This window comes from Pinisolibacter sp. DMC100, assembly GCF_056313705.1.
In genome coordinates, this window is the sequence record NZ_JBQUZT010000002.1 from 606816 (window position 1) to 632689 (window position 25874).

Annotated in this window: 22 protein-coding genes; 9 read left to right on the top strand and 13 right to left on the bottom strand. The window is 68.9% G+C overall.

Translation table 11 applies throughout. The features are described 5' to 3' along the window. Positions 1–42: 42 nt before the first annotated feature. Positions 43–1818 (bottom strand): aspartate--tRNA ligase, encoded by a 1776-nt coding sequence (aspS, locus tag ACT541_RS11665; RefSeq protein WP_476137023.1) that lies wholly within the window; start codon positions 1816–1818, stop codon positions 43–45. Positions 1819–2557: 739 nt separating this feature from the next. On the opposite strand from aspS, the gene ACT541_RS11670 reads away from it, so the two are divergent. Further along, a complete protein-coding gene (locus ACT541_RS11670; RefSeq protein ID WP_476137025.1) occupies positions 2558–2815 on the top strand; it encodes a (2Fe-2S)-binding protein in 258 nt (85 codons plus the stop codon). Between the two features lie 125 nt (positions 2816–2940). Here the strand turns inward: ACT541_RS11670 and bfr are convergent, their stop codons facing one another. Next, positions 2941–3420 carry a bacterioferritin gene (gene bfr, locus ACT541_RS11675; RefSeq protein ID WP_476137027.1) on the bottom strand — a complete coding sequence of 160 codons (480 nt, stop codon included), beginning with the start codon at positions 3418–3420 and terminating at the stop codon, positions 2941–2943. Positions 3421–3647: 227 nt separating this feature from the next. Between bfr and rnd the strand changes: the two genes are divergently transcribed. Further along, on the top strand, positions 3648–4832 hold the full coding sequence (gene rnd, locus ACT541_RS11680; RefSeq protein ID WP_476137028.1) for a ribonuclease D: 1185 nt from the start codon (positions 3648–3650) through the stop codon (positions 4830–4832). Positions 4833–4884: 52 nt separating this feature from the next. Here rnd and ACT541_RS11685 read toward each other — a convergent pair whose 3' ends face one another. Further along, the gene (locus ACT541_RS11685; protein ID WP_476137030.1) at positions 4885–5979 is read right to left on the bottom strand and encodes an AraC family transcriptional regulator; all 1095 of its coding nucleotides are present in this window, start codon (positions 5977–5979) and stop codon (positions 4885–4887) included. A gap of 111 nt (positions 5980–6090) precedes the next feature. Between ACT541_RS11685 and ACT541_RS11690 the strand changes: the two genes are divergently transcribed. The 4 genes from ACT541_RS11690 (at position 6091) to ACT541_RS11705 (ending at position 10669) form a co-directional block, all read left to right on the top strand. Next, entirely contained in the window at positions 6091–7533 is a 1443-nt protein-coding gene (locus ACT541_RS11690; RefSeq protein ID WP_476137032.1) for an APC family permease, read from the top strand. A gap of 138 nt (positions 7534–7671) precedes the next feature. Then, the gene (locus ACT541_RS11695) at positions 7672–8811 is read left to right on the top strand and encodes a tyramine oxidase subunit B (protein ID WP_476137033.1); all 1140 of its coding nucleotides are present in this window, start codon (positions 7672–7674) and stop codon (positions 8809–8811) included. A 77-nt stretch (positions 8812–8888) separates the two neighbouring features. After that, positions 8889–9311: a Rid family hydrolase gene (locus ACT541_RS11700; protein WP_476137035.1), complete on the top strand. Its 423-nt coding sequence runs from the start codon at positions 8889–8891 to the stop codon at positions 9309–9311. 41 nt (positions 9312–9352) lie between these two features. After that, positions 9353–10669: an NAD(P)/FAD-dependent oxidoreductase gene (locus ACT541_RS11705; protein ID WP_476137037.1), complete on the top strand. Its 1317-nt coding sequence runs from the start codon at positions 9353–9355 to the stop codon at positions 10667–10669. Between the two features lie 24 nt (positions 10670–10693). Here the strand turns inward: ACT541_RS11705 and ACT541_RS11710 are convergent, their stop codons facing one another. The 3 genes from ACT541_RS11710 to pdxR all read right to left on the bottom strand — a co-directional run bounded on the left by ACT541_RS11710 (position 10694) and on the right by pdxR (position 14230). Next, a complete protein-coding gene (locus ACT541_RS11710) occupies positions 10694–12097 on the bottom strand; it encodes an NAD(P)/FAD-dependent oxidoreductase (RefSeq protein ID WP_476137039.1) in 1404 nt (467 codons plus the stop codon). Between the two features lie 16 nt (positions 12098–12113). Then, positions 12114–12503 (bottom strand): nuclear transport factor 2 family protein, encoded by a 390-nt coding sequence (locus ACT541_RS11715; RefSeq protein ID WP_476137041.1) that lies wholly within the window; start codon positions 12501–12503, stop codon positions 12114–12116. Between the two features lie 239 nt (positions 12504–12742). Further along, complete coding sequence (pdxR, locus tag ACT541_RS11720; RefSeq protein WP_476137043.1) at positions 12743–14230, bottom strand: MocR-like pyridoxine biosynthesis transcription factor PdxR; 1488 nt, start codon at positions 14228–14230, stop codon at positions 12743–12745. A gap of 266 nt (positions 14231–14496) precedes the next feature. On the opposite strand from pdxR, the gene ACT541_RS11725 reads away from it, so the two are divergent. The 3 genes from ACT541_RS11725 (at position 14497) to ACT541_RS11735 (ending at position 17394) form a co-directional block, all read left to right on the top strand. After that, positions 14497–15510: a taurine ABC transporter substrate-binding protein gene (locus ACT541_RS11725; RefSeq protein ID WP_476137045.1), complete on the top strand. Its 1014-nt coding sequence runs from the start codon at positions 14497–14499 to the stop codon at positions 15508–15510. A gap of 229 nt (positions 15511–15739) precedes the next feature. Continuing rightward, complete coding sequence (locus ACT541_RS11730) at positions 15740–16543, top strand: taurine ABC transporter ATP-binding protein (protein WP_476137524.1); 804 nt, start codon at positions 15740–15742, stop codon at positions 16541–16543. A gap of 2 nt (positions 16544–16545) precedes the next feature. After that, positions 16546–17394 (top strand): ABC transporter permease subunit, encoded by an 849-nt coding sequence (locus ACT541_RS11735; protein ID WP_476137046.1) that lies wholly within the window; start codon positions 16546–16548, stop codon positions 17392–17394. 68 nt (positions 17395–17462) lie between these two features. On the opposite strand, the gene ACT541_RS11740 is transcribed toward ACT541_RS11735, so the two are convergent. The 7 genes from ACT541_RS11740 to ACT541_RS11770 all read right to left on the bottom strand — a co-directional run bounded on the left by ACT541_RS11740 (position 17463) and on the right by ACT541_RS11770 (position 25812). After that, positions 17463–18368: a hypothetical protein gene (locus tag ACT541_RS11740; RefSeq protein WP_476137048.1), complete on the bottom strand. Its 906-nt coding sequence runs from the start codon at positions 18366–18368 to the stop codon at positions 17463–17465. A 174-nt stretch (positions 18369–18542) separates the two neighbouring features. Beyond that, positions 18543–19610: a lysine-2,3-aminomutase-like protein gene (locus ACT541_RS11745; protein ID WP_476137049.1), complete on the bottom strand. Its 1068-nt coding sequence runs from the start codon at positions 19608–19610 to the stop codon at positions 18543–18545. Beyond that, complete coding sequence (locus ACT541_RS11750; protein ID WP_476137050.1) at positions 19607–21151, bottom strand: Ppx/GppA family phosphatase; 1545 nt, start codon at positions 21149–21151, stop codon at positions 19607–19609. Before ACT541_RS11750 ends, ACT541_RS11745 begins: the two co-directional genes overlap by 4 nt. Further along, a complete protein-coding gene (locus tag ACT541_RS11755; RefSeq protein WP_476137052.1) occupies positions 21135–23306 on the bottom strand; it encodes an RNA degradosome polyphosphate kinase in 2172 nt (723 codons plus the stop codon). The genes ACT541_RS11750 and ACT541_RS11755 overlap by 17 nt, the downstream gene beginning before the upstream one ends. An 82-nt stretch (positions 23307–23388) precedes the next feature. Further along, positions 23389–24102 (bottom strand): P-loop NTPase family protein, encoded by a 714-nt coding sequence (locus ACT541_RS11760; RefSeq protein ID WP_476137053.1) that lies wholly within the window; start codon positions 24100–24102, stop codon positions 23389–23391. Continuing rightward, on the bottom strand, positions 24095–25204 hold the full coding sequence (locus tag ACT541_RS11765; protein ID WP_476137055.1) for an AI-2E family transporter: 1110 nt from the start codon (positions 25202–25204) through the stop codon (positions 24095–24097). The genes ACT541_RS11760 and ACT541_RS11765 overlap by 8 nt, the downstream gene beginning before the upstream one ends. Then, complete coding sequence (locus ACT541_RS11770) at positions 25201–25812, bottom strand: CDP-alcohol phosphatidyltransferase family protein (RefSeq protein WP_476137057.1); 612 nt, start codon at positions 25810–25812, stop codon at positions 25201–25203. Before ACT541_RS11770 ends, ACT541_RS11765 begins: the two co-directional genes overlap by 4 nt. Between the last annotated feature and the right edge of the window lie 62 nt (positions 25813–25874).

Consider the following 25874-nt stretch of genomic DNA (forward strand, 5'->3'; position numbering starts at 1 on the left):
GGGGCCCGAAGGCCCCTTTCGCATGTCGGCTCGCGTCCCGCCTCAGTTGGGCAGGTTGAGCTTGATGTGCAGTTCGCGCAGCTGCTTCGGGGTGGCCTCGGCGGGGGCACCCATCAGCAGGTCTTCGGCGCGCTGGTTCATCGGGAACAGCGTGATCTCGCGCAGGTTCGAGGCGCCGACCAGCAGCATGACGATGCGGTCGACGCCGAAGGCCATGCCGCCGTGCGGCGGGGCGCCGTACTGGAAGGCGCGGTACATGCCGCCGAACTTCTCTTCCACCACGTCCTTCGACATGCCGGCGATCTCGAAGGCCTTGACCATGGTCTCGGGCGAATGGTTGCGGATCGAGCCCGAGGCGATCTCGTAGCCGTTGCACACCATGTCGTACTGGAACGCCTTGATGGTCAGCGGATCCTGCGACTGCAGCGCCTCCATGCCGCCCTGCGGCATCGAGAAGGGGTTGTGGCAGAAGGCGACCGCCTTCTCTTCCTCGTCCCACTCGTAGAAGGGGAAGTCGACGATCCAGGCGAGCGCGTAGGAGGCTTCGTCGACGAGGTTCAGTTCCTTGCCGACGCGAACGCGGGCGTCGCCGGCGAACTTGACGAACTTCTCCGGGCGACCGGCCACGAAGAAGCAGGCATCGCCGACGCCGAGGCCGAGCTGAGCGCGGATCGCTTCGGTGCGCTCCGGGCCGATGTTCTTGGCGAGCGGGCCGGCGCCGCCCTCCTCGCCCTCGCGCCAGAAGATGTAGCCGAGGCCGGGCTGGCCTTCCGACTGGGCCCAGCCGTTCATGCGGTCGCAGAAGGCGCGGGAGCCGCCGGTCTTGGCCGGGATCGCCCAGATCTCGACCTTGGGATCGGCGGCGATCATGCCGGCGAAGACCTTGAAGCCGGAGCCGGCGAAGTGCTCGGTGACAGCCTGCATCTCGATCGGGTTGCGAAGGTCGGGCTTGTCGGTGCCGTACTTGCGCATGGCGACGTCGTAGGGGATGCGCGGCACGTCGCGACGGACGGTCTTGCCGTCGGCGAACTTCTCGAACGTGTCGAGGATCACCGGCTCCATCGTGGCGAAGAGGTCGTCCTGGGTGACGAAGCTCATCTCGAGGTCGAGCTGGTAGAACTCGCCCGGCAGGCGGTCGGCGCGCGGGTCCTCGTCGCGGAAGCAGGGGGCGATCTGGAAGTAGCGATCGAAGCCGGCGACCATGAGCAGCTGCTTGTACTGCTGCGGCGCCTGCGGCAGGGCGAAGAACTTGCCGGGATGGATGCGGCTCGGCACGAGGAAGTCGCGCGCGCCCTCCGGCGAGGAGGCCGTCAGGATCGGCGTCGAGAACTCGTTGAAGCCGATGTCGTTCATCTTGTTGCGCAGGGTCGAGATGACCCGGGTGCGCGTCATGATGTTCTTGTGCAGCGTCTCGCGGCGCAGGTCGAGGAAGCGGTACTTGAGGCGGATGTCCTCGGGGTACTCCGGCTCGCCGAAGACCGGCAGCGGTAGTTCCTTGGCGACCGAGAGAACCTCGATCTCGCGGGCGAAGACCTCGATCTCGCCGGTCGGCAGGTTCGGGTTGATCGTCTCGGCCGTGCGCTTCTTCACCTCGCCGTCGAGGCGGATCACCCACTCGCCGCGCACCGCTTCCGCGGTCTTGAAGGCCGGGCTGTCGGGATCGCAGACGACCTGGGTCATGCCGTAGTGGTCGCGCAGATCGATGAAGAGGAGGCCGCCGTGATCGCGCACGCGATGGACCCAACCGGAGAGCCGGGCGGTCTTGCCGGCGTCGGCCGCGGTGAGCTGGGCGCAGGTGTGGGAGCGGTAGCGATGCATGGCGCGATCTCGTGATCTTCTGGGTCCGGGGACGTCGGCCGGGCGGCTCGCGAGGCCCCTCGCCTCGTCCGGCGAATCCTTGCGGGCGATCGAACCCGACCGGGTCCGAAAGTGGCCGCACAAGCGCACGCGACGCCCGCCTTGTCAAGATTTCCCGACGGGTCCGAGGGGGATGCGGGCAGCCTTGCGGCTCGGCCGCGGGAGAAGGCGGGGCGACGAAGGGTGCGCAATCGCCGTCGCAGGCGCGGACGGCTCCGGCATCGGCCGCAACCGCTCCCCCTTCGCCTCTCGAGGTATCGTTGCGTAGTTCCGAAGAAGCGCGCCTCGGCGTCCGTGCGCGATGCTTCGAGACGGCGTTCTCTGAACGCCTCTTCGGCGTGAGGCGCCTGTTTTCATGTGGCAAATCACGAGAGCCTCGTCCTGAGGCACGCCGCAGGCGCGTCTCGAAGGATCGCGCACGGGCGGCGATCCCCCCTGCGCAATCGCGCGGAGGACTCCCCCTCGCTCTGTCCCACGCCCTCCCCCACACGCCTCCGCATTCCTACTCTTGCGAATGGTTCTCGCTTGCACATATGATGCGTCGATCGATCCGCTCGACCGGGTCGACCGGACGAGCCCCGGCTGCGGCACGGGCCTTGCGAAGAAGGAAGCGGATGGCCCGGCTCGAGGGACGAGCGTCGCAAAGGCGACACGGACGGCGGGGCGACCGGAGCGAAATCCGACGTGGCGGGAGGCCCGAGTGATCGTCTGTTCCTGCAATGCCCTTTCCGACCGGGCGATCCGGGGCGTGGTCGACGAGACCGGCGGCTGCGGCCGCATGTCGGAGGTCTTCGGCTGTCTCGGATGCCGGCCGCAGTGCGGCCGCTGCGCCCCCACCGTCAAACAGATCATCCGCGAGGCGACGAACCGCGACTGCGACGCCTGCCCGGCGGTGATCGACGACTTCCCCGCCTCCACTCCCGGCACCGATGCCGAATGGCCGATCGCCGCGGAGTGACCCGGAAACGCGACGAGCCCGCCCCCGGGTCTCCGGGAACGGGCTCGCGATCTCGTTCTCCGGCGGCGGGAACGCCGCTTCGGCGCGGCTCGGGAGCCGGCTTCGGTCTTTCCTTTCGGCGCGGCTCAGGAGCCGCTCTCGCCGATCTTGGTCTGGGTATAGAGCTCGAGGCCGATGCGCTCGATCAGCGACAGTTCGGTCTCGAGGAAGTCGATGTGGCCTTCCTCGTCGGTCATCACCTTCACGAACATGTCGCGGGTGACGAAGTCCTTGACGCTCTCGCAATAGGCCGCAGCCTCCTGATAGAGGGCGCGGGCGCCGAGTTCGGCGGCGAGGTCGGCCTCCAGCACTTCCTTCACCGTCTCGCCGATCCGCAGCGGATCGAGCGTCTGCATGTTGGGGAAGCCCTCGAGGAAGAGGATGCGCGCCGTGAAGCCGTCGGCATGCTCCATCTCCTCGATCGATTCCTTGCGCCAGACCTTCGCCATGGCCTTGAGGCCCCAATTGTCGAGGATCCGGTAGTGGAGCCAGTACTGGTTGATCGCCGTCAGCTCGCTGCGCAGGCCGCGATTGAGATAGTCGATGACCTTGGCATCACCCTTCATGGTGCTCTCTCCATGCGAAGGCGCTGGCTGGGTTCGGCCGCCGACCGGCGGCTCCACCGCTGGCGATGCGCGGTTGGAATTGTTCCAGATCACGTTACCGCGAAAGCCCGGCGAGGGAAACCGGCGCCGACGATCGACGCCGCGCGCGGCGGGTGCGGCGTCGGCGCGGAAACGATCGGTGCGCATGCAGGCGACAAGCCGGAAAAACCGCGCTATAGAGCGCGTCCATGCACCTGATCACGACCACCGAAGACCTCGCCGCCGCCTGTGCCCGTCTCGCCGCTCACGATTTCGTGGCCGTCGACACCGAGTTCCTGCGCGAAACCACGTTCTGGCCCAAGCTCTGCGTCGCGCAGCTCGCCGGGCCCGACACCGCCGTCATCGTCGATGCGCTGGCTCCGGGGCTCGACATGAAGCCCTTCCTCGACCTGATGCGCGACGAAAACGTCGTGAAGGTCTTCCATTCGGGCCGGCAGGACATCGAGATCGTCTTCAATCTCGGCGGCTTCGTCCCCCATCCGGTGTTCGACACCCAGGTCGCGGCAATGGTCTGCGGCTTCGGTGATTCGATCTCCTACGATCAGCTGGTGCAGCGCATCAGCGGCCACCACATCGACAAGTCGTCGCGCTTCACCGACTGGACCCGCCGGCCGCTGACGCAGAAGCAGTACGACTACGCGCTGTCGGACGTGACGCACCTGCGCGACGTCTATCACTTCCTGAAGAAGCGGCTCGAGGAACAGGACCGCGCCCATTGGGTGGCGGAGGAGATGGAGGTGCTGACCTCCGTCGAGACCTACGACCTGAAGCCCGAGAACGCCTGGGAGCGCCTCAAGCTTCGCATCAGGAAACCGATAGAACTCGCTGTTCTGAAAGAACTCGCGGCGTGGCGCGAGCGTGAGGCGCGCAATCGCGACGTGCCCCGTTCGCGCATCCTCAAGGACGACGCGCTCTACGAGATCGCCGCCGATCAGCCCAAGGACGCAGCGGCGCTGTCGAACCTGCGTTCGCTCTCCAAGGGCTTCGAGCGCTCGCGCGCCGGCGAGGAGATCCTCGCCTGCGTCGCCCGCGCCCAGGCCATTCCGCGCGACAAGCTGCCGCCGGTGCCCAAGGGCAAGCCGATGCCGGACGGCGCCGGTGCGGCGGTCGACCTGATGAAGGTGCTGCTGAAGCTCGTCTGCGAGCAGAACGGCGTCGCCTCCAAGGTGGTGGCCACCGTCGACGAGCTCGATGCGATCGCGGCCGACGACGAGGCCGACGTCGGCGCGCTCAAGGGCTGGCGGCGCGAGCTCTTCGGCGAGCGGGCGCTCGAGCTGAAGCACGGCCGTCTCGCCCTCTCCTTCGACGGGCGCAAGGTGATCGCCATCGAATGCGAATCGATGCTGCGGAAGCCGGCACCGAAGAAGGCGTGAAGCCTCCCCCCCGGAGCGCCAGAGGCGCGCCGTTCTCTACTCGATCAGGCGCTCACGGCGCGCGGGATGCTCCGCGCGCCGCTTTCGTGCGACCGGCCCCGCCGCGAGCCGTCGCCGGTGCGACCGCGACGTCGGCGTTCCACGTCCGCCGGGCCCGCCACAACGAGGTGCTGTCGGCATAGCCGAGCGCATGGGCGAGGCGCGAGCGATTGCGCTCGTCGGTGCGCTCGAAGGACGCCGCCTTGGTGATGCGGTAGCGCCGGAGCAACTCGCGCAAGGAGACGCCTTCCTCCGCCAGCCGGCGCTGCAGGGTGCGCGGCGCGGTGCCGAGTTCGCGGGCGAGGCTGGCGGTGGTGACGTCCTTGAAGCCGAGATGGATGCCGAGCAGCGCCCAGACGCGTTCCGACCAGCTCACCGGCTTGCCGAGTTCGCCGGAGAGATCGGCGATGTGGCGTTGCAGCATCTCGACCAGCGCCGGGTCTTCCTGATGGTGGACGCGGTCGGCCTCGGCCGTGTCGAAGATCAGGCGATTGGCCGACTGGCCGAAGCGCAGCGGCGCCTGGAAGATGCGGCGGAGCGGCGCGACGTCGGCAGGGGCCGGGTGCTCGAAATGCACCTCGACCGGGTTCCAGCCGGAGACGAAGCACTGGCGCACCAGATGGCAGGTGGCGGCGAGCGTGTATTCGCTGTCCTGCCGGCGCGGCCACAGGGCGGGATCGCTGATGCCGTAGCTCCACACCAGCATGTCGCCCTTCTCGGTCACCTCCGAGCTCGTCGCGCCCTGGAACGCGCTGACGAAGCGCGACAGGCGCTCGAAGGCGCGGCGGATGGTCGGCGCCATGGCGAAGAGCATGCCCATCGGCCCGATGTCGGCCGGCTTCAGCCCGATGCCGAGGCGGGCGCCGAGGCTCGGATCGCCGACGAGTTCGGCGGCGTGTTCGAAGGTGGCGAGATAGCCGCCGATCGGCACGGTCGAGTAGGGATCGGCGAGTTCGCCGCGGAAAATGCCCTGCCCGGCCATCAACAGATCCGCTTTTCCGGTCCGTTGATCGAGTTCTTTGACGATCGGCATCAGTGCAGAGGCACGAATTGATGCGATCATCGGCATTCGTCTGGTCAAATACCGTGCATTTGCCGTCTCGATCATCGTCTTCACCCCGTTTGGCGCGAATTATCGATTCACTGGCGTACCTTGCAATATCGAGACCAGTGGCGGACCCCTAATTTACTGTGCAGGATCATGCACATGAGGGGCACCATGACCTTGGACGCTACACTTTCCGATGTCGGACCGCGCCTGGCGCGCAATTCGGTGGGCCTCGCCCACATCGTGTTCTTCGTCGTCGCCGCGGCCGCGCCGCTGACGGCGGTGGTGGGTGCTTCGCCGGCGGCCTTCGCCTTCGGCAACGGCGCCGGCGTTCCCGGAGCCTTCGTGTTGGCGGGGCTGCTCTACGTGATCTTCTCCGTCGGCTTCACCGCGATGGGGCGTCACGTCGAGGCGGCCGGCGCCTTCTACACCTACATCTCGCAGGGCATCGGCCGACCGGCCGGCGTCGCCGGCGCGCTGATCGCGCTCGTCACCTATTCCGCCGTGCAGGTCGCGGTCTACGCGCTGTTCGGCGTCTTCGTCGCCGGTTCGCTGGCACCGCAGGGGCTCGATCTGCCGTGGTGGGTGTGGTCCTTCACCGCGCTGGTCGTCGTCCACCTCGCCGGACGGCGCAACATCGCCTTCTCCGGCGCCATTCTCGGCGTCTGCATGATCGCCGAGATCGCCGTGCTGCTGCTGCTCGACGTCGGCATCCTGGTGAAGGGCGGCGGACCGGAGGGGATCGGCCTGACCTCCTTCGCGCCCTCCGTCGTGTTCGGACCGGGGCTCGGCTCGGCGCTGGTCTTCGTCATCGGCTCGTTCATCGGCTTCGAGGCGACCGCCATCTTCGGCGAGGAGGCCGAGGACCCGGAGACCACCATTCCGCGGGCGACCTATGTCGCGGTCTTCCTGATCACCGCCTTCTACGCCTTCTCCACCTGGGCCATCGTCCAGTACTACGGCCCGTCGAAGGTGCAGGACGTCGCCAACGCCGGCCTCGACACGTTCTTCTTCGTCGCCGCCGACGCGGTGCTCGGCCCCTGGGCGAGCAAGCTGATGAACTTCCTGCTGATCGCCAGCCTGTTCGCCTGCCTGCTGTCCTTCCACAACACGCTCAACCGCTACTTCTTCGCCCTCGGCCGCGAAGGTCTGGCGATGCGGGCGCTGGGTCAGGTCCACGAGAAGCACCTGTCGCCCCACGTCGCCGGCCTCGTCCAGTCCGCCAGCGCGGCGCTGATCGTCGGCCTCTTCGTGGTGGGCGGCGCCGATCCCTACACCGTGGTGTTCTCGTGGATGTCGGCGCTCGCGGTGATCGGCATCCTGTCGATCCAGGCGCTGGTGAGCATCGCCATCATCGTCTACTTCCGCCGCCAGCCCGACGGGCACGGCCTGTGGACGACGCTGGTCGCCCCGCTCGTCGCCTTCGTCGGCCTCGTCGGCGGCCTCGCCCTGGTGATCGCCAACCTGTCACTGCTCTCCGGTTCCGAGAGCCCGATCGTCGCCGCCTTCCCCTATGGCATCGCCCTGGTCGGTCTCGCCGGCGTCGCCTTCGCCTACCGCATCCGCGCCAAGCGCCCGGATCTCTACGCCGGCCTCGGCCGCATGCTCGAGTGACGAGCCGGGCGCGCCGCGGCACCGCCCGGCGCGCCCCACCCCGATCATCCCGCCTTCCCGCTTCCCAAGACCATCCCACCGGCGGCCGACCCGCCCGCCGAGAGAGGCCGCGCGCCTCGAGAGACGAGAGACGACACGATGACCGAGAACACCCGGATCGACTTCATCTACCTGTCCGAGAAGGACATGATCCGTGCCGGCGTGACCGACATGGCCGCCTGCATCGACACGATGGAGGAGATGTTCGCCCTCCTCCACCACGGCGACTACCGCATGGCCGGCGCCAACAACGACAGCCACGGCGCCATCGTCACCTTCCCCGAGAACTCGCCGTTCCCCGACATGCCGAAGCCGACGGCGGACCGTCGCTTCATGGCGATGCCGGCCTATCTCGGCGGCAGCTTCAAGACCGCGGGCATGAAGTGGTACGGCTCCAACATCGCCAATCGCGAGAAGGGTCTGCCGCGCTCGATCCTGATGTTCACGCTGAACGACGCCGACACCGGCGCGCCGCTCGCCCACATGTCGGCGAACCTCTTGTCGGCCTATCGCACCGGCGCGGTGCCGGGCGTCGGCGCGCGGCACCTCGCCCGCAAGGACGCCAAGGTCGTCGGCATCCTCGGCCCCGGCGTGATGGCCAAGACTTCGTTCTCGGCCTTCATGGCGGCGCGGCCCGGCATCGACACCGTCAAGGTCAAGGGACGCGGCGAGAAGAGCCTGAAGTCCTTCCTCGACTGGATCGCCGCGACCTATCCGCAGGTGAAGACCGTCTCGGTGGTCGACGACGTCGAGAGCGTCGTGCGCGGCTCCGACATCGTCACCTACTGCAATTCCGGCGAGGTCGGCGATCCCTCGACCTATCCGATCGTCCGACGCGAATGGGTGAAGCCCGGCGCCTTCCTGTCGATGCCGGCGCTCTGCAACATCGACGAGGGGCTGGAGGCGGCCGACATCCGCAAGGTCTGCGACAACGTCGGCCTCTACGAGGCGTGGTTCCACGAGCTGCCCAAGCCCGCCCACAACCACGTGCCGATCATCGGCGTGCGCTTCATGGACATGATCGCCGAGGGCAAGATGGACGCCGACGCGCTCGAGGATCTCGGCGCCATCGTCGCCGGTGAGACGCGCGGCCGGGTGAGCGAGGACGAGATCATCATCCTGTCGGTCGGCGGCATGCCGGTCGAGGACGTCGCCTGGGGCACGGTGCTCTATCGCAAGGCGGTGGCCGAGGGGATCGGCGTCAAGCTGAACCTCTGGGACGTTCCCGAACTGCGCTGATCACGGAGGCCGGCCGCGACGCCGTCGCCCGCGGCCGGCTCCCCGCACGCTCCTTCTCCCATCATCACGGATGCATCATGCCCAGGGTCGTCAAGGTCGGGACCGGTTCCAGGTTCGAGGACCACGCCAGCTATTCGCGCATCGTCGCCGTCGACGACTGGATCTTCGTCTCCAACACCGCCGGCCGCGATCCGGCGACCGGCGAGATCCCGGCCGAGATCGAGCCGCAGACGCGGCAGGTCTTCGCCAATGTCGAGCGCGCACTCGCGGCGGTCGGGGCGAGCCTCGCCGACGTCGTCGCCTCGCGGGTCTTCGTCCAGGAGCCCGCCGACATGCACACGGTGATGACGATCGTCGGCGAGAAGTTCCGCGGCATCCGCCCGGCGCTCACCGCCACCTGCCCGCCGCTCGGCTCGACCGTCTACCGCGTCGAGATCGAGGTCACCGCCCACCGCGGCGTCGGCGCCGCGAAGGCCGAACTGATCACCGTTTCGCTCTGACGACGGCGCGCGCCGCGCGTCGAACCTCCCGAGGACGCATCATGCCCCGCATCGACTTTCCCCTCGCGACGTCGCCCGACATGCCGGCGGCGACCACCGTCGTCGTCATCGGCGGCGGCATCGTCGGCCTGACGGCGGCGCTCGAGCTCGCCGAACGCGGCATTCCCGTCGTCGTGCTGGAGAAGGGCCGGGTCGGGCTCGAACAGTCGTCGCGCAACCTCGGCTGGGCGCGCAAGATGGGCCGTGCCGCACCCGACGTGCCGCTGTCGCTCACCTCCGACCGACTGTGGGCCGGCATGGCCGAGCGCGTCGGCTGCGACGTCGGCTACCGGCAGCAGGGCATCATGTATCTCGCCCGCACCGAGGACGAGATGGCGATGCACCGCGACTGGCTCGCCTCCGTCGCCCATCTCGACCTCGATTCCCGCCTGCTCGGTCAGGCCGACATCGACCGGCTGGTGCCGGGCGGCCGGGGCAAGTGGGCGGGCGGCATCCACACGCCGTCGGACGGCCGCGCCGAGCCGACGATCGCCCCCTTCGCCATCGCCGCGGCGGCCATGGCCAAGGGCGCGGTGATCGTCGAGAACTGCGCCGTGCGCATGCTGTCGCTCTCGGGCGGCAAGGTCACGGGCGTCGTCACCGAGCGCGGCGAGATCCGCTGCGACCGGGTGCTCCTCGCCGGCGGTCTGTGGTCGCGGCGCTTCCTCGGCAATCACGGCATCTCGCTGCCGACGCTGCCGCTGATCTCGTCCGTGCTGCGCACCGCGCCGATGGAGGGGCCGACCGAGATCGCCGTCGGCGGACCGGACTTCTCCTTCCGCAAGCACCGCGACGGCGGCTACATCGTCACCCAGCGCGGGGCGCTGATCGCGCCGCTGTCGCTCGACCACCTGTTGATCGGCATGCGCTATCTCGGCTCGCTCTCGGGCAATCGCAGCCTGCTGCGCATCCGGCTCGGCGGCCACTTCCTGCGCGATCTCATGCTGGCGCGGCGTTGGAACGCAAAGAGCGTCTCGCCCTTCGAGCGGGTGCGCACCATGTCGCCGGAGGCGGACGAGGGTATCAACGCCGAGGCGATGCGCAACCTCACGGCCGCCTGGCCGGCCTTCGGCAAGGCGGTCGTCGAAGAGGTCTGGGCGGGGATGATGGACATCACGCCGGATTCGCTGCCGGTGATCTCGCCGGTCGCGGCGATCCCCGGCCTGACGGTCGCCTCCGGCTTCTCCGGCCACGGCTTCGGCACCTCGCCGGCGGCCGGACGGCTCGCCGCCGACCTCGTCACCGACGCGACGCCGGTCGTCGACCCGACGCCCTATCGCCTCTCCCGCCTGACGAAGAGCGGCGACGCGAAGTCCTGACGGCGCAGGGCGCCGGAACCCGGCTCAGGGCCGCTCGTCGCGCAGATGATACCAGCGATAGAGCCAGGCCTGTCCGAGGCGGCGGAAGGGCGTGCGCCAGCCTTCGTGCGGCAGCTCACCGGAGAAGATGGGAAGGGCGGAGCCGGCGCCCTTCCCCATCGCCATCCGGGCCATGCGCCGGCCGGCCTGGGCGGCGTACATGACGCCGTTGCCGCCGTAGCCGAGGGCGTAGAAGAGTGGCGTCTTCGGGTCGGGCCTTGTGATGCGCGGCACCATGTCGTGGCTGACGTCGACCCATCCCCACCAGGAATGATCGAGTGCGACGCCTGCGAGGCCGGGGAACTTGCGGGCGATGGCATCGTGCAGCAGCTTCTCGTGACGGGGGGCCGCCGCATCGCGGCCGGTGATCGCCGAACGCGAGCCGATCTGCAGCCGACCTTCCGGCAGCATCCGATAATAGAACCGCAGCGTCCGCGTGTCGGTCAGCGGCGCATGGGTCCTCGCCCCGACCGAGGCGATCTCCTCGGCCGTCAGTTGCCGGGTGACGCAGTTGTTCGACAGGATCGGCATCAGCCGATCGCGGGTCGAACCGTGCAGGTCGCGCCCGGTGTAGCCGGCGGTCGCGACACAGACCGCGCGCGCCCGGACGATACCACCCGGCGTGTGGCACCAGAGCGAGCCGCCCCGCTCCTCGATCCGCGTCACCGGCGAATTGGGATGGAGCTTCGCCCCGAGCGAGCGCGCCACGCGGGCATATTCGAAGGCGAGCTTGGCCGGCTGGACCGAGACGCCGTCGGGCTCCCAGACGCCGCCGTGGGCGTCCATGTCGCGCACCGCCTCGTCGTGGATTTCCTGCCGCGTGACGATGCGGGTGGCGTAGCCGAAGGCGTCGCGCATCACGCGGGCCTCGGCCTCGAGCTTCGGCATCATCCAGGGGCGATGGGCGATGTACCAGTGGCCGCCCTCGATGGCGTCGCACTTCAGGTCGTGCTCGACGATGAGCGCGCGGAAGAGTTCGAAGCCCTCCATCACCTCGGCGTGCATGGCGCGCGCGGTGTCGAGGCCCCAGCGTTCGATCCACTGGCTGCGCTTGAGGCGGCCGTTGTTGATCTGGGCCTGACCGCCCGACCGGGTCGAGCAGCCGAAGGCGATGCCGTTGGCCTCGAGCACGTGGGCGCGGACGCCGTGGTCCTTGGCGAGGTGGATCGCGGTGGAGAGCCCGGTATAGCCAGAGCCGATCACCACGACGTCGACGTCCATGTCGGCGACGACCGGTCCGTCGTCCTCCGGCGGCGGGCCGGCGGTGGCGATCCAGTAGGTCGGGGCATAGGCGGCGCCGCGGCCCGGCGTCGTGTCGACGAGCGGATCGTAGGCCGGGTCGTAGGGCGTGCGCGACGGGGTTCGCGAGGCGGGGGCGGACGAGTTCATGGGCGATCCCGCGCGGTCAGCGCGCCTCCTGCAACGGCCGGTCCTTGCGGAAGGCGTGCTTCTCGACGATCGCGCCGTCGCGGATGCGGAAGAGATCGCAGCCGTCGGCCTCGATGCGCTGGCCGTCTGCGCGGGTGCCGGTGAAGGTCCATTCCGACACGGCGCGGTCGCCGGCGACGAAATGGCCCCTCTGGTGCCACTGGGCGTCGGGCATTCCCGCCCAGACTGCGGCGAAGGCGGTGGCGACGGCCTCGCGGCCGGCGATGCGCGTGCCGAAGGCCTCGGGGCCGCCGACGGTGAAGAAGACGCAGTCGTCGGCGAAGTGCCGCATCACGCCCTCGACGTCGTGGCGATTGAAGGCGTCGAACGTCTCGCGGAGGTGTTCGGCGGTGAATGGTGTCGGCATCGACGTTCTCCTTCGCGGCGGGCACCCTTCCCGGAGCCTCCCGGGCGATCGGCCGCGGCCGAGGTCGAGACATGGGTCGAGCGTCGTCGGACACGACCGCGGCGGCGGTCGCGTCCCGCATGTCTGCTCGAGACCCGTATGGGACGGACGACGCCTCGGCGCCGTCATGGGGGCAGTATCGCGTGGCCGGAGGAGATCGGTAGCGCCAGCGCCGCGCGGCGCATGGAGCCAACGGTGGATCAAACCGGACGTTGCGCCTCGACCAGCGGCGCCAGGGCCTGAATGCCCGGCACGATGCGGCCGGCCGGGATCGACGAGAAGCCGAGGCGGAAGTGGTTCATCGGCGCGGTCTGGGCGAGGAAGTGGACGTCGCCGGGCTCCAGCATGACGCCGCGCTCGAAGGCCTCGCGGGCGAGACGCTGGGCGTCGAGCCAGGCCGGGCCGCTGACCCAGCACGAGGCGCCGCCGCCGACCGGGACGAAGTCGACGGCCGGCACGTGATCGCGCAGCGCCTGTTGCAGCACCTGCGCCCGCTCGCGGTGGACGACGGCGACCTCGCGCATCAGCGCGTTGAAATAGCCGAGCTGGAGGAAGAGCGCGAAGGCGCGCTGGATCAGGCTCGACGGGTGGCGCACCATCAGCCGCCGCAGGGCGCGCAGGTGGGTGATCAGTTCGGCCGAGGCGACGATGAAGCCGAGACGCAGGCCGGGGGCGATCGACTTGGAGAGCGAGCCGACATAGATCACCCGGCCGGAGCGATCGAGGCTCTTCAACGCCGGATTGGGCGGCCCGGCGAAGCTCGTCTCGGTCTCGTAGTCGTCCTCGATGATGACGATGTCGTGCCGCGACGCCGCCTCGAGCAGGGCGATGCGGCGGTCCATCGGCATGGTGACGGTGGTCGGCGACTGGTGGCTGGGGGTGGCATAGACGTAGTCGCAGCCGATCAGCCGGTCGTCGATCCTGAGGCCGCCCTCGTCGACCGGCAGCGGCCGCACCTCGCCGGCGCGCAGCATGAAGGTGTTGCGGGCGTCGGGGTAGCCGGGGTCCTCGATGCCGACGCGGACGCGGTCGTTCACCAGGAGATCGGCGATCAGATAGAGCGCCTGCTGCGCGCCCGTCGTCATCAGGATCTCGTCGGACTTCGCCCAGACGCCGCGCAGAGGCAGGATCTTGGTGCGCACCTCCTCGACCAGCGTCGGGTCGTCGCGGGTGATGAGATCCTGCGCCCAGCCGCGCACCTCGAGCACCCGCATCGCCTGGATGCAGCATTCCCGCCAGGCGTTGAGCGGAAAGGTATCGGCATCGAACTGGCCGTAGATGAAGGGATAGCGGCAGGTGGCCCAGTTGGACGGCTTGATGATGTTGCGCTGGGCATGCGGCAGGATGCGCAGGCGCGACGACCAGGCGATCGCCGCCTCGTCGGCGGGCTCCGGCGCGGCGTCGGGCTCGGCGACCGCCAGCCCCGGCGAGACGAAGCAGCCGGCGCGCGGCTTGGTGTAGAGGTAGCCCTCGTCGGTCAGCTGCTGATAGGCGAGCATCACCGTGTTGCGGGCGACGTCGAGATGCTCGCAGAGGATCCGGCTCGAGGGCACCGGCGCATGGGCCGCGAGGCGCCCGCTGCGGATCGCCGCGACGATGGCGCGGCGGATCTGGGCCTGCAGGCTCATCGTGTCGTCGCGCCTGAGTTCGAGCAGGTTCGACCACAGAACCTCGTGACGCGCCGCCATGTCGAGCCTCCGATCCGGGCGGTGTGATCGCCCCTCGCCGCACGCCATGGTGCCAGAATGGCCCCGGGCCGCCGCCGTCTCGAAGAAAATATCCGTAAAATACCGAATGCGAACAGACGAATTCGGCCTCTGGCACAATGCTCGGTCGGACTCTGGCGCTAACGGCGGCGGAGATCGATGGGGGAACATTCCAGCCATCGGAGACGAGAGGTCGGTCCAGCGCCGTGCCGCTTGGCACCAGCGGGGCCACCGACAAGGAGAAAACCATGATGCGTACGATCAGCAGACGTGCCTCCTTGCTGTTGGGCGTCGCCGCCCTGACGACCAGCTTCGGGGCTCAGGCACAGACCAGGGAAGTCACGATCGCCTATCAGGACATGATCGTGCCCTTCCGCCTCGCCCAGGTGACCGGCGACCTCGAGAAGGCGACCGGCTACAAGATCAACTGGAAGTTGTTCGGCGGTGGCGGCGACGTCATCAAGGCGATGGCGTCGGGCGACATCCCGCTCGGCGAGGTCGGCTCGTCGCCGGCGACCGCCGCCGTGGCCCAGGGGCTCGACGTCGCGGTGATCTGGATCCTCGACGACATCGCCAATGCCGAGCAGCTCGTCGTCAAGGAGAGCCTCGGCGCCAAGTCGCTCGCCGACCTCAAGGGCAAGAAGATCGCCACGCCCTTCGTCTCGACCTCGCACTATCAGTTGAGCTTCGCGCTCGACAAGGCGGGTCTCGGCGGCGCCGTCCAGCTCCTCAACCTGCGCCCGCCGGAAATCGCGGCGGCCTGGGAGCGCGGCGACATCGACGGCACCTTCGTCTGGGATCCGGTGCTGGCCAAGGCCAAGGCATCGGGCGGCAAGGTGCTGCTCTCCTCCGCCGACATCGCCAAGCAGGGCGCGCGCACCTTCGACGCCGTCATGGTCCGCAAGGACTGGGCGGCGAAGAACAAGGACTTCGTGAAGGCCTATGTCGCCGCCATGGCCAAGGCCGACGCCGCCTACAAGGCCGATCCCGCCGCCTATCTGAAGGGCGACGCAGTCAAGACGATCGCCAAGGTGGTCGGTGCCGAGGAGAAGGACGTGCCGCCGGCACTCGCCGCCTACGCCCATCCGAGCGCCGCCGAACAGGCCTCGGCCGAATGGCTCGGCGGCGGCAAGGCCGGCGGTGTCGCCCAGGCCATGGCCTCGACCGCCGTGTTCCTGAAGGCGCAAGGCCGGATCACCGACATCCCGGCCGACTTCGGCGCCTCGGTCGACCCCTCCTTCGCCGCAGCCGCCGCGAAGTGATCGCGCAGCGACGGTCCGGATCTCGGCATCTCTCCCCGATGCCCCGGAACCGCCCGTCCGACAGAGCCCGGAGTGGGACCGGCGCCGACGCGCTCGCACCGGCACCCACTCCGCGGATCGCGCGGCGCAGACGCCGCGGCCTCCTCCCCGGCTTCGACGCCGCGGACCGACCGCAATGGACCCTGCCATGAGCCACGCCGAACAGACCGCAGCGAGCCCGCGGATGCGCATGTCGTCCGCTCTCGAGGTCCAGGACCTCACCATCCGCTACGGCGCCCGCGACGGCGCGATCGTCGCCCTCAGCCACGTCGATCTCCAGATGAAGAACGGCGACTTCGTCGTCGCCATCGGCGCCTCGGGCTGCGGAAAGACGACGCTGCTCTCCTCGCTCGCCGGCTTCCTGCCGCCGAGCGAAGGCCGCATCCTCCTCGACGGCAAGGACGTCGAGGGTCCCGGCGCCGATCGCGGCGTCGTCTTCCAGAAACACGCCCTGCTGCCCTGGCTGAACGTCGTCGACAACGTCGCCTTCGGCCTGATGCTGCGCGGCATGCGCAAGGCCGAGCGCTACGAGATCGCCGCGCGCAATCTGGCGCTGGTCGGTCTCTCCGGCTTCGAACGGAAGATGATCTACGAGCTCTCCGGCGGCATGCAGCAGCGCGTCGGCATCGCCCGGGCGCTCGCCTGCGATCCCGAGGTCCTGCTGATGGACGAACCGCTCGGGGCGCTCGACGCGCTGACCCGCGAGCAGGTCCAGGAGCTGATCCTCGACGTCTGGGATCGCACCGGCAAGATGGTCTTCTTCATCACCCATTCGGTCGAAGAGGCGCTCTTCCTCGCCACCCGGCTGGTCGTCATGACGCCGCGCCCCGGCAAGATCGAGAAGACCTACGAACTCGACTTCGGCCGCCGCTTCATCCAATGCCGCGACGCGCGCGCGGTGAAGGCCGACCCGGAATTCGTCCGCATGCGCGAGGTCGTCCTCGCCGACATCCAACAGCGCGCGCCCAGTGCCGCGGCCGTGGCGGGAGACTGATCATGACGGATCCGACCGAGAGCCGCCCCGCGGCCGAGCCCGCCCCCGACAAGCCGCGGAAGATCAGCCGCTATCGCACCCTCGGCGAGGGGTCGAGCCTGGGGTTCAACATCCTCACCACCATCGCGATCTTCGTCGTGTGGGAGCTGACGACCCGTTTCGGCCTGATCAAGCCGCTGTTCCTGCCGCGGCCCGAGGCGATCTGGAACGCCTTCCGCCAGGCGCTCGCCGGAGAACTCGACGGCCATCCGCTGTGGGTCCATTTCGCCTGGAGCTTCGGCCGCGTCTTCGTCGCCTTCTGGCTGGCGGTGCTGATCGCCGTGCCGACCGGCATCGCCATGGGCGTGTCGCGCATCTGGCGCGGCATCTTCGATCCGCCGCTGGAGTTCTACCGCCCGCTGCCGCCGCTCGCCTATCTGCCGCTGATGATCATCTGGTTCGGCATCGGCGAGATGGCCAAGATCATGCTGCTCTATCTGGCGATCTTCGCTCCCGTCGCCCTCGCCGCCCGGGCCGGCGTGCGTTCGGTGGCGCAGGAACAGATCCAGGCGGCGCTGTCGATGGGTGCGAGCTACTGGCAGCTGATCCGCCACGTCATCCTGCCCGGCGCCATTCCCGACATCCTGGTCGGGCTGCGCATCGGCGTCGGCGTCGGCTGGACGACGCTGGTCGCGGCCGAAATGGTCGCCGCCGACGCCGGCCTCGGCAAGATGGTGTTCAACGCCTCGAACTTCCTGCGCACCGACGTCGTCGTCCTCGGCATCCTGATCATCGGCGTCGTCGCCTTCAGCTTCGAGATGATGATGCGCTGGGTCGAGAAGCACGCGGCGCCCTGGAAGGGACGCGTGTGAGGTGCGCCTTCGTCACGGGAAGACGCCCCGAAGAAGGCGTGACGGCGGGCGGCGGGTCGTTCGTTCGCTCAGACCGCCTGACCGGTTTCCAGGAAGTGATAGACGACGAAATGTTCGATCGGCTCGACGACGATCGTGATCCGTCGCCCTTCGGCTCCGTCGCGGAAGGTCAGCGTCGAGCGGCCGCTCACGGCGCTGGCGCCCGATTCGCCGGTCAGTACCCATCCGGCCGTGTCTCTGATCCAACCGCGCAGGTCGGCGACCGTCGACAACGACAGTCCGGCCTGCGGCAGGCGCAGCAGCGCGCGCGCCCGATTGTTGACGAGCAGGATCTCGCCTTCGTCGAGTGACCGCTCCTCACCGATCGGTCGCGACGCCGCGATCATCCCGATCGGGGAGCGTTCGAAGGTCGCCGCCAGGATGTCGAGCTTGTCGTCCAGAGGCTCCGAATAGGTCATGATGAACTTGGCCTGCTGTCGGTCGTCGGAGACGAGCGGCAGCGCGACGCGTTCCCATCGGACGTGGCGAGCCGAGAATTCGGTTCGGAACTGGATGTAACGCGGCTGCATGTCGCGCAATGCGCCGTTGTAGAAGTTGAGGAACGACGTCGTCATCGTTCCTTCGATGGTCGAGAGCATCAGACCCCGGAAGATCTTCCCATATCTCTCGACCGAGACGGCGCCCTGCTGCACATAGATGAAGTCGCTGCCCTGCTGGAGCAACAGCATCGCCTCGTCGAGGCGTGCCTCCTCCTCGTTGCCGTACAGATCCTTGAGGAGAGGCGTGCCGCTGTTCCTCGCGAGCTTCTGCCAGTGCTCGTAACGATTGCGCAGGAACGCCGAGCGGCAGACGTCGCGGATCTTCGGCCCCGACCAGATCTGGATCTCGGAGCCCGAGAGCTGCGCCATGTCGGCCCGAACCGGACGGGCGCCGATCGGGCGCTTCGCAGGTGATCGATAGAGCGTGACGGGCATCGCCTCTCGCCTCCTTGGTGTTCGAACGACTGCGGCAGCAATCCATCTCGGTCGTGCGATCGGAAGTGGCCGGCCGCGATCGAACCTCTATTCTACGAAAAACTTAACATTTCGAATTCGAGCGGTCGATTGCCCTGCTCGAACTCTCGTCACGCGATGGGCCCCGCCCCCGACTCAGTCGTCGAAGGCGTGCTTGCACCCGTCCGGATCCTCGACCGACCAGCGGCAACCGCCGTCGCTCTCTCCGAGCTTCGTCAGCGGATCGGGGCCGATCGGCACCTTGCCGGCGCCGCCGGGGATGTCGAGCACATAGGTCGGCTGGGCGATGCCGGTGAGGCGGCCGCGCAGCCGCTTCATCAGCGCCCGGCCCTCGTTCACCGACGTGCGGAAGCGCGCGGTGCCCTCTGCGCGGTCGAGGTGGTGGAGGTAATAGGGCTTCACTCGCAACGCCACGAGACGGCGGAACAGTGCCTCGAGCGTCGCGGCGTCGGCATTGACGCCGGAGAGCAGCGTCGTCTGGGAGAGCACCGGCACGCCGGCGTCGACGAGACGGCCGATCGCCGCGGCCGCGGCTTCGGCCAGCTCGCGCGGATGGTCGACGTGGATCACCATCCAGGTGGCGAAGCGGCGGCGCAGGCCGCGGGCGCTCGCCTCCGTCACGCGGGCCGGATCGACCACGGGCACGCGGGAATGGATGCGTACGACCTCGACATGGGGGATCGCCTCCAGCCGATCGAGGATCAGGCCGAGACGGCGGTCCGACAGGATCATCGGGTCGCCGCCGGTCAGGATCACCTCGAAGATCTCGGGCCGCGCGGCGACGTAGGCGACGGCCTCGTCGAGCTCGGCCTCGGAGAGGTTGGCCTCGCCGTCGCCCACCCGGTCGCGGCGGAAGCAGAAGCGGCAGTAGACGCGGCAGAGATGCGTCGGCTTGAGCAACACCCGGTCGGGATAGCGATGGACGACGCCCGGCGCCACGGCATGCGGGCCGTCGCCGATCGGGTCGGTGGTCTCGTCGGGGCGGGCGTCGAGTTCTTCCGGCGACGGCACGAACTGGGCGGCGATCGGATCGGCCGGATCGCTCGGGTCGATCAGTGCCGTCATGTCCGAGGTGATGGTCAGGGCGAAGCGATCGACGACGCGGGCGAGCGCCGGGGCGGCGTCGGCCGGCACCAGGCCGGCGGCGACCAGGCCCGCGACGTCGCGGAGGTCGCCGCGACCGGATGAGGCCCCGCCACTCATGCGCGTCGGATCTCGGTGTCGAGGCCGGCGAGTTTGGCGAGCTGACGGAAGCGGCGCTGCAGCACCTCGCCGTCGAGGTCGGCCAGGTGGGGCGGCAGATCCATGGTCAGGCGTCCGCCGAGGCGGCCGACCTTGACGTCGGGCAGGATGCCGGGCATCGCCGCCGACAGGATGAAGGCGACGCGGAAGGCCGCCCCCAGCGCCTTGGCGCGGGCGAGCAGACGCGGCGGCGCCAACTGCACCAGGCGCGGGCTGACGGCATCCTCCACCAGCCCCATGTGGCGGTAGTAGTTCGACAGCGCCAGATAGGCGCGGCCGGGGTGGTCGACGCCGATGAAGGCGGCGTTGGAGATGATGTTGAGGCTCTGCGAGCCGCGATAGTCCGGATGCGCACGCCAGCCGATGTCGGCGACGAGGCAGGCGGCGGTGCGCAGACGGCGCTCTTCGGCGGTCTCGTCGAGGCCGAGGGCGGCGAAGACCGCGCCGGTCCAGGGGCCGGTCTCCTCGGTGTGGCGCGGCGAGCGCGAACGCAGGTAACCGAGTTCCTCCGCCGCCGCCAGCAGCGGATCGCGGGCGCGTTCCTCGGGCGACAGCAGGTCGTAGAGATGGCCCTCGCGCAGACCGAGGGCGGAGAGCACGACGTTCTTCGGCTTGCCGGCGCGGATGATCTGGGCGAGCACCACGGCGCCGAAGGGCAGAAGCTCGCGGCGCTGCTTCGAGACCGTCTCGATGCGCGGCAGCAGTTCGACCGCACCACGACCGACCTCGCGGCAGAACTCCAGCGCCACTTCGGCCGGAATGGCGTAGTTGTGCATCACCCGGAGCGGATAGTCGGTCTGATGCATGTGCAGCTTGGCGAGCGAACGCCAGGTGCCGCCGACGGCATAGAAGGATCGCCCGGCGAGCCTGCCGAGGACCGGAGACTTGTCGAGGATCTGGGCAGCGAGGCGCTCGGCCTTGCGGATCGAACCCTCGGCCGCCTCCTGCAGGCGGATGCCGCCGAGCGGATAGGTCAGGCCCTTGCCGATCGTGTCGCCGCGGATGTCGACGAGCTCGAGCGAGCCGCCGCCGAGGTCGCCGGCGATGCCGTCGGCATCGTGGACGCCGGCGACGATGCCGTAGGCGGCGAGGCGAGCCTCGTCGGCGCCGGTCAGGACCTGGACCTGGACGCCGCAGATGCGTTCGAGCTCGGCGACGAAGGGCGGGCCGTTCTCGGCCTCACGCGCCGCGGCGGTCGCCAGCACGTGGAGGCCGACGGAGCCGCACTGGTCGGCGATGTGCTTGAAGCGGCGGACGGCATCGAGCGCCTGGGCGAGCGAGGCCTCGGCGAGACGGCCGGTCTTGGCCAGCCCCTTGCCGAGGCCGGCGAGAACCTTCTCGTTGAACAGCACCGTGGGCGCGCGCGTCAGCCGCTCGTAGACGACCAGGCGCACCGAGTTGGAGCCGATGTCGATGACCGCGAGCGGCCCGTAGCCTTCGAGACGACCGGGGGTGCCGCAACGCGACAGCAGCCCCCGCCAACCCTCAGGTCCTGGGCACACGGACGATGTTTCGGGGCTGATCGTGCTTCGAGGATTTTCCACGGCCGGACAACGATGGGTTGGTCATGAAGTATTTGTGGACGTTGAAGGGCTCCTCGCCCTCCGCCGGCCGGATGCGTTCGTGACCCCCGTCGGGCAGCAGACGCCAGCTCTGCTGGTTGTCCCGGAGGTTGGCGACCATGATCTGATCGAGCACCTGCTGGTGCACCGTCGGATTGATAATCGGGCAGAGCACCTCGACGCGACGATCGAGATTTCTCGGCATCATGTCCGCCGATCCGATGTAGACGATCGCCTCGGCCGAGGGAAGACCATGACCGTTGCCGAAGCAGAACACGCGGCTGTGTTCGAGGAAACGGCCGATGATCGACTTCACCCGGATGTTCTCCGACAGGCCCGGGATGCCGGGGCGCAGGCAGCAGATGCCGCGGGCGATGAGGTCGATCTTCACCCCCGCCCCGCTCGCCTCGTAGAGCTTGTCGATGATCTGCGCGTCGACGAGGCTGTTGAGCTTGATCCAGATCTGGGCGGGGCGGCCGGCACGGGCGTGCTCGATCTCGGCCTCGATGTGCTCGACGATGCGATGGCGCAGCGACAGCGGGCTCACCGCCATCTTCTCCAGCGCCTGCGGCTCGGCATAACCGGTGACGAAGTTGAAGATACGGGCGACGTCGCGGCCGATCGCCGGATCGGCGGTGAAGTAGCTGAGGTCGGTGTAGATGCGGGCGGTGATCGGGTGATAGTTGCCGGTGCCGATGTGGCAGTAGGTCGCCAACTGGCCCTGTTCGCGGCGCACCACCATCGACAGCTTGCCGTGGGTCTTCAGCTCCATGAAGCCGTAGACCACCTGCACGCCGGCCTTTTCCAGGTCGCGTGCCCAGCGGATGTTGGCCTCTTCGTCGAAGCGCGCCTTGAGCTCGACGACCGCCGTCACCGACTTGCCGGCTTCCGCGGCTTCCGACAGCGCCTTGACGATCGGACTGTCCTTGGAGGTGCGGTAGAGCGTCTGCTTGATCGCCACCACGTCGGGATCGCGTCCCGCCTGCATCAGGTACTGAACGACGACGTCGAAGCTCTCGTAGGGGTGATGAACGACGAAGTCCTTGGCCTTGATCGCGGCGAAACAGTCGCCGCCGAACTCGCGGATGCGCTCGGGGAAGCGCGGCGCGTAGGGGCCGAAGCGCAGCTCCGGCCGGTCGACGCCGACCAGCTTGGAGAGTTCGGTCAAGGCCAGCATGCCGTCGACCAGATGGACGCCGTCGGGCTCGACGCCGAGGCTCTCCGCGACGAAGCCGCGCAGCTTGGTCGGCGTCGCCGCCTCGATCTCCAGACGGATGACGACGCCGCGGCGGCGGCGCTTCAGCATGGTCTCGAAGACGCGGACGAGGTCTTCGGCCTCTTCCTCGATTTCGATGTCCGAATCGCGGACGACGCGGAAGGCACCCTTGGCCTTGACGTCATAGCCGGGGAAGAGGCCGGCGATGTGCAGGCAGATCACCGTCTCGAGCGCGATGTAGCGCTTCACCCCGGGCTTCGTCGACGGCAGCTCGATGAAGCGCTCGAGCGTCGAGGGGATGCGGATCAGCGCCGTCATGCCCTCGCCGCCGCCGACGCGGGTGAGATCGAGGATCAGCGAGAAGCCGAGATTGGGGATGAAGGGGAAGGGATGCGCCGGGTCGCAGGCCTGGGGCGTCAGCACGGGGAAGATGTGGCTCAGGAAGTGATCCTTGAGCCAGACCCGCTCGCCGTCGGTCAGACTGTCGCCGTCGACCATCACCAGACCGACCGTCGCCAGTTCGCGCTGCAGCTCGCGCCACAGGCGCTGCTGCTCGCCGGTCAGCGAGGAGACCGCCTCCTCGATCACCACCAGCTGTTCGGCCGGCGTCAGGCCGTCGTCGGAACGGGTGGAGAGGCCGGCGCGCATCTGTTCGACCAGGCCCGAGACGCGGACCATGAAGAACTCGTCGAGATTGTTCGCCGAGATCGACAGGAAGCGCAGGCGCTCGAGCAACGGATGATCGACGTTGGCGCTCTCTTCGAGGACGCGTCGGTTGAACCCGAGCCAGGAGAGCTCACGGTTGACGAAACGACGGGGGCTCGACGTGAGGTCGGCGGGATCCACGATGCGGCGCTCCTTCGATGCGGTTCTCGGCAAGACGAATTCCTCCTGGGCGGTCGGGCGATTCACGCGCCGGCCATCCTTCACCCGACTTTGTGCGAGTTTCGTGACGAATGTGTCACGCGTCGTCGGGATCGTCGAGTTGGGGTTCCTGCCGAGCCCGCTCGCCGAGGCCGGCGACGACGCGGGCGGCCACCGCGCGGGTGATCGGCGTCTTGGCGGCGAGCGCCTCGCGGTCGAGGGCGGCGACGAGATCGTGGGCGGCGGCGAAGGAACGCTCCATCCGCCGGGCGAGGAAGGCGATCACCGACGGGTCGACCATGGTCTGGCGGTCGGAGAAGAGCTTGGCGAGCAGTGCCTCGAGCAGCGCGTCGTCGGGCTCACGCAGGGCGACCGGCGTCGCGGCGCGGAGCCGCGAAGCGAGATCGGCGAGGCGCAGCCCCCATTCCGATGGCGGCGTCGCGGCGGTGAGCAGCACCCTGCGGCCGGCCTGACGCGCGGCATTCAGCAGATGGAAGAGCGCCGTCTCGTCGAGCCCTTCGCCGAGATCCTCGACGACCAGCGCGGGGTGGTCCGCGAGCTCGACCGGGTCGCGGACGGCGAGATCGGCGGCGGGAAGGATCACGGCACCCGAGAGTTCGGTGAAGACATGGGCGAGATGGCTCTTGCCGGCGCCGACCGGGCCGGTCACCAGGACGACGTCGCCCGGCCAGTCGGGAAAGCGCTCGATCAGCGCCGTCGCCTCGACGTTGGCGTCCGAGACGATCCAGTCGTCGCGGCCGCGGCGTTCGGCGATCGGCAGATCGAGCGGGATCTGGCGGACCTCAGCCATCGATCGCGCGCTCGCGGGGGGCGGGCAGCGCCGGCGTCTCGTCGCCGTGGCCGAGATGGAGCGGGCTGGCCAGATACTGCTCGAGCGCGAAACGGGCGAGCACGCCGATCGACGCCGCCGCCGGCACCGCCACCAGCATGCCGACGAAGCCGAAGAGCGAGCCGAAGGCGAAGAGCGCGAAGAGCAGCCACACCGGGTGGAGCCCGACCGAACGGCCGACCCAGTTGGGCGTCAGCACCCAGCCCTCGATCGCCTGGCCGACGCCGAAGACGACCAGCACCAGCAGAATGCCGTGCCAGTCGGGCCAGTACTGCACCAGTGCCACGATCAGGCCGGCGATCAGGCCGGCACCGAAGCCGAGATAGGGAATGATGCCGAGGAGGCCCGACATCAGACCGATCAGCAGGCCGAAGCGCAGGCCGACCAGGGCGAGGCCGAGGCCGTAGTAGATGCCCATGGTGACCGAGACCGCCACCTGACCGCGCACGAAGCCGGAGACGGCGGCGTCCATCTCGCTCGCCAGACGACGGACGGTGTCGCGATGGCGCAGCGGCAGCCAACCGTCGATGCGGGCGATGGCGCGATCCCAGTCGACCAGCATGTAGGCGGCGACGACCGGGGCGACGGTGACGACCGAGAGGATCGACAGGATGGTCTTGCCGCTCGACAGGATCGACTGGAGGAGCTGCGAGACGAATCCGGCGCCTTGCGACAGCGCCTGACCGAGCGAGCCCTCGAGGGCGGAGACGTCGCCGCCCATCAGCCTGGCGAGCGGGCCGTCGACCATCGGCGCGGCGAGCGCGCGCAGGCGGGTGACCAGCACCGGCAGTTCGGTGACGAAGGCGGCGAGCTGGTCGCCGAGCAACGGCACCAGCAGGATCAGCACCACGAGGCCGGCGAGCACCAGCCCGAGGATGATGGTCAGAGCCGCCATCCCGCGCGAGAAACCGATCGCCTCCAGCCGGTCGGCGGCCGGATCGAGCAGATAGGCGAGCGCGATGCCGGCGACGAAGGGCAGGAGCACGCCGGAAAAGAGCCACAGGAAGCCGACGAAGAGGGCGGCTGCGGCGAGCCAGAAGCGGAGCTGGCGTTCGAGCGTCACGCGTCGTTCCTTCCCTGGGGTTCGGTTTCCTCGCGCCGCTCGGCCGGGCGGCCGGGATCGCCCGGCGCCTCCGACATGGCGGTCAGCCAGTCGACGACATAGGCCGCGCCGGAAACGATCGTCAACGTGGCGACCACCACGTCCCCCACCGTCCACAGGATGCCCGGCTCCCAGCCGAAGGCGCCGGCGGAGAGCGCCAGCGCGGCGAAGGCGATCTGGGCGGCGGTGTTGGCCTTGGAGACGAAGATCGGCCGGATCGGCACCGGACGGCCGATCAGCCAGGAGAGCATCACGCCGCCGACGATCAGTACGTCGCGCGACACCACGAGCAGCGCCAGCCAGCCCGGCAGCACGCCGACGATGCCGAGCGTCACGAAGATCGAGACGAGCAGCGCCTTGTCGGCGAGCGGGTCGAGATAGGCGCCGAGTTCGGAACGCTGGTCGAAGCGGCGGGCGATCCAGCCGTCGACGCCGTCGGAGGCGCCGGCCAGCACGAAGACCCAGAAGGCGATGTCGGGCCGACCGGCGACGAGCGCGTCGACCGCGACCGGGACCATGACGAGGCGGGCGATCGAAATCAGGTTGGGGATGGTGACATTCGACGCCATGGACCCTCCACTCGCCCGATCGAGCCTCCACGACCCCAATGTGGTCCCGATTCCAGTCGCTT

Excerpts from the sequence above, each read along its gene's own strand:
- aspS (WP_476137023.1), bottom strand. The coding sequence starts at position 1,818 with ATGCATCGCTACCGCTCCCACACCTGCGCCCAGCTCACCGCGGCCGAC.
- bfr (WP_476137027.1), bottom strand. The coding sequence starts at position 3,420 with ATGAAGGGTGATGCCAAGGTCATCGACTATCTCAATCGCGGCCTGCGC.
- rnd (WP_476137028.1), top strand. The coding sequence starts at position 3,648 with ATGCACCTGATCACGACCACCGAAGACCTCGCCGCCGCCTGTGCCCGT.
- ACT541_RS11685 (WP_476137030.1), bottom strand. The coding sequence starts at position 5,979 with ATGATCGAGACGGCAAATGCACGGTATTTGACCAGACGAATGCCGATG.
- ACT541_RS11690 (WP_476137032.1), top strand. The coding sequence starts at position 6,091 with ATGACCTTGGACGCTACACTTTCCGATGTCGGACCGCGCCTGGCGCGC.
- ACT541_RS11695 (WP_476137033.1), top strand. The coding sequence starts at position 7,672 with ATGACCGAGAACACCCGGATCGACTTCATCTACCTGTCCGAGAAGGAC.
- ACT541_RS11700 (WP_476137035.1), top strand. The coding sequence starts at position 8,889 with ATGCCCAGGGTCGTCAAGGTCGGGACCGGTTCCAGGTTCGAGGACCAC.
- ACT541_RS11705 (WP_476137037.1), top strand. The coding sequence starts at position 9,353 with ATGCCCCGCATCGACTTTCCCCTCGCGACGTCGCCCGACATGCCGGCG.
- ACT541_RS11710 (WP_476137039.1), bottom strand. The coding sequence starts at position 12,097 with ATGAACTCGTCCGCCCCCGCCTCGCGAACCCCGTCGCGCACGCCCTAC.
- ACT541_RS11715 (WP_476137041.1), bottom strand. The coding sequence starts at position 12,503 with ATGCCGACACCATTCACCGCCGAACACCTCCGCGAGACGTTCGACGCC.
- pdxR (WP_476137043.1), bottom strand. The coding sequence starts at position 14,230 with ATGGCGGCGCGTCACGAGGTTCTGTGGTCGAACCTGCTCGAACTCAGG.
- ACT541_RS11725 (WP_476137045.1), top strand. The coding sequence starts at position 14,497 with ATGATGCGTACGATCAGCAGACGTGCCTCCTTGCTGTTGGGCGTCGCC.
- ACT541_RS11730 (WP_476137524.1), top strand. The coding sequence starts at position 15,740 with ATGTCGTCCGCTCTCGAGGTCCAGGACCTCACCATCCGCTACGGCGCC.
- ACT541_RS11735 (WP_476137046.1), top strand. The coding sequence starts at position 16,546 with ATGACGGATCCGACCGAGAGCCGCCCCGCGGCCGAGCCCGCCCCCGAC.
- ACT541_RS11740 (WP_476137048.1), bottom strand. The coding sequence starts at position 18,368 with ATGCCCGTCACGCTCTATCGATCACCTGCGAAGCGCCCGATCGGCGCC.
- ACT541_RS11745 (WP_476137049.1), bottom strand. The coding sequence starts at position 19,610 with ATGAGTGGCGGGGCCTCATCCGGTCGCGGCGACCTCCGCGACGTCGCG.
- ACT541_RS11760 (WP_476137053.1), bottom strand. The coding sequence starts at position 24,102 with ATGGCTGAGGTCCGCCAGATCCCGCTCGATCTGCCGATCGCCGAACGC.
- ACT541_RS11770 (WP_476137057.1), bottom strand. The coding sequence starts at position 25,812 with ATGGCGTCGAATGTCACCATCCCCAACCTGATTTCGATCGCCCGCCTC.